Origin of the sequence: Streptomyces spongiae (assembly GCF_009377185.1) — a bacterium.
Lineage (GTDB): Bacteria > Actinomycetota > Actinomycetes > Streptomycetales > Streptomycetaceae > Streptomyces > Streptomyces spongiae.
Map to the genome: position 1 here is coordinate 1 of NZ_VJZC01000967.1, position 2145 is coordinate 2145.

The 2145-nt window shown below is 74.5% G+C and carries 2 protein-coding genes; both read right to left on the reverse strand.

The window, feature by feature from the left end:
- The coding region (locus FNH08_RS49220; RefSeq protein WP_152778461.1) for a DUF2264 domain-containing protein at positions 1-1560 on the reverse strand (1560 nt) is incomplete at its 3' end.
- 18 nt (positions 1561-1578) lie between these two features.
- The coding region (locus FNH08_RS49225) for a LacI family DNA-binding transcriptional regulator (protein ID WP_152778463.1) at positions 1579-2145 on the reverse strand (567 nt) is incomplete at its 5' end.

Consider the following 2145-nt stretch of genomic DNA (forward strand, 5'->3'; position numbering starts at 1 on the left):
CCACCCGCCTTCGCGCACGGCCACCCCGTACGGGCCCTCGACGCGATGCACCCGCACCTCCCAGGGGCCGTGCACCACGCTGGTGGTCTCGATCCGGTGCTCCTCCCCCGCCAGTGACGCCGAGTGCCAGGAGGCCGCCCGGCGGCCGGTCACCCCGAGCGGGTGGATGCGCCCCCGCCGGGAGGCGGTTCCGTCGGGCGCGATGAGGGCGATGTGGTTGTCGATGCCCTCATCGCCCCCGACGGAACCCGGGCCCGCGGTGTCGGGGGCCGCCGCGCTGGCGTACGCGAACCGCGTGTAGTGCGGGTTGTCCTCGGACGCGGCCGGCGGCGGTGGCAGCCGGTCGCTGCCGTGGTTGACGAGCCGTACGATCCCGTCTGCGGCCGTGGAGTGCAGCAGCCAGCCCGGGGCGGGCAGCGCCAGGCAGGTGTCGTCGGTGTCGACCGGACCCGGCTCCTCGGGTGCCGTCCACACGGGGTGGTCGGCCGGCAGCAGCAGACCGAGGAATGCCTTGCTCGCCCAGTACGGGGAGGCCGGGCCCGAGTACCGCTGGGTGACCGGCGGGAAGGGCCGGTACCAGCCCAGGCTCAGCAGACCGTGCTCGTCGGGGACTCCTCGGTCGGCGAAGTGCTTGAGCGCGCCGGAGGCGAGGCGGCGGGTACGGCCCGGCGACAGGGGCGTCGCGTCCACCAGCGCGCCCGCCCACAGCGGAGCCGTGACCGCGAAGCGGTAGGTGAGGGAGCGGCCCTGGTGGACTGGGGCGCCGTCGGAGCCGAAGAAGTGCTGGTACGCGGTGAGGAACTCGCGCAGCCGGGCGCGGTACCGGTCCGTCCGGGCGGGACTGGCGCGCGGCCCGGCGATACGGGCCCACAGGATCGGATAGAGGTGCAGGGCCCAGGCGTTGTAGTAGTCGAACTTGTGGCCGTGGCCGTCGGTGTACCAGCCGCCACCCCGGTACCAGTCCTCCAGCCGGGCGAGCCCGCCGTCGATCTCGGCGCGGCTGTGCGGGGCGCCCACCGAGGCCAGGAACTCCTCGGTGATGACCTGGAACAGGCGCCAGTTGGAGTCGTTGGCGGTCGCGCCGACGAAGCCGCCCAGCCAGTCGGCGACCCGTTGGCGGACGCCGTCGTCGAGGTGGTCCCACAGCCACGGCCGGGACTCGTGCAGGGCGATCGCGAGGGAGGCGGCCTCGACCATGGGCTGGCCTCGGTCCGTGATGGGCGGCCAGCGTTCGTCTCCGTACGGGTCCGTCCCGGCGGCGAGCCCGGCCGCGTACCGCTCGATCAGCTCCGGGCCGACCTGCCCCTGGGAGCCCGCGATGCGGAAGGCGGCGAGCAGGAACGAGCGGGCGTAGCCCTCCAGGCCGTCGGACCAGGGGCCGGAGTAACTGGCGCGGCCGGTCAGCCGGTACTGGGCGAACCCCGGCGAGGCGTACGGCAGGAGTCCTTCCAGGAGGCGGTCGGCCGTCGCCTCCCAGTGCGCGCGGGTCCAGCCGGTGACGGGTGAGCGGGCGGGGTCGAGGGGCGGCAGGCCGGTGAGCGACACGTGCGGCGCGGTCATACGGGGGCTGGTCCTCCGTCAGTTGGGGGGTGGCTGGACGCTGTCGCGGACGACGATGTGGGTGCCGAGGAGATGGTGCGCGCCCGCGGTGTGGTCCGGGTCGCGCAGGGCGATGCGGACGGCGGCGCGGCCGAGTTCCTCGGCGGGGGTGCGGACCGTGGTGAGCGGCGGGTTGAAGTCCTCGGCGAGCGGGATGTCGTTGTAGCCGACGACAGAGATGTCGTACGGGACGCGCAGCCCGGCGTCGGCGATGGCGCGCAGGGCCCCGGCGGCCACCATGTCGTCCCCCGCGAAGACCGCGGTGAACTCCCGTGTGGCCTTGAGGAGTTCGGTCATGCCGCGGTGGCCCGCCGCCCGGCCGAGACCGCAGTCGACGACATGGGCGGCCTCGGCCGGCAGCCCGTGTTCGGCGAGCGCGGCCCGGTAGCCGGCCACGCGGGCGTCGAGGGCCGTGTTGCCGGGCAGTCCGCCGAGGAAGACGATGCGGCGGTGGCCCGCCGAGAGCAGGTGGCCGGTGATGGCGCGGGCGCCGGCCTCGTTGTCGAACTCCACGACGAGGGCGGGGATGTCGCTGTCTCTTATACA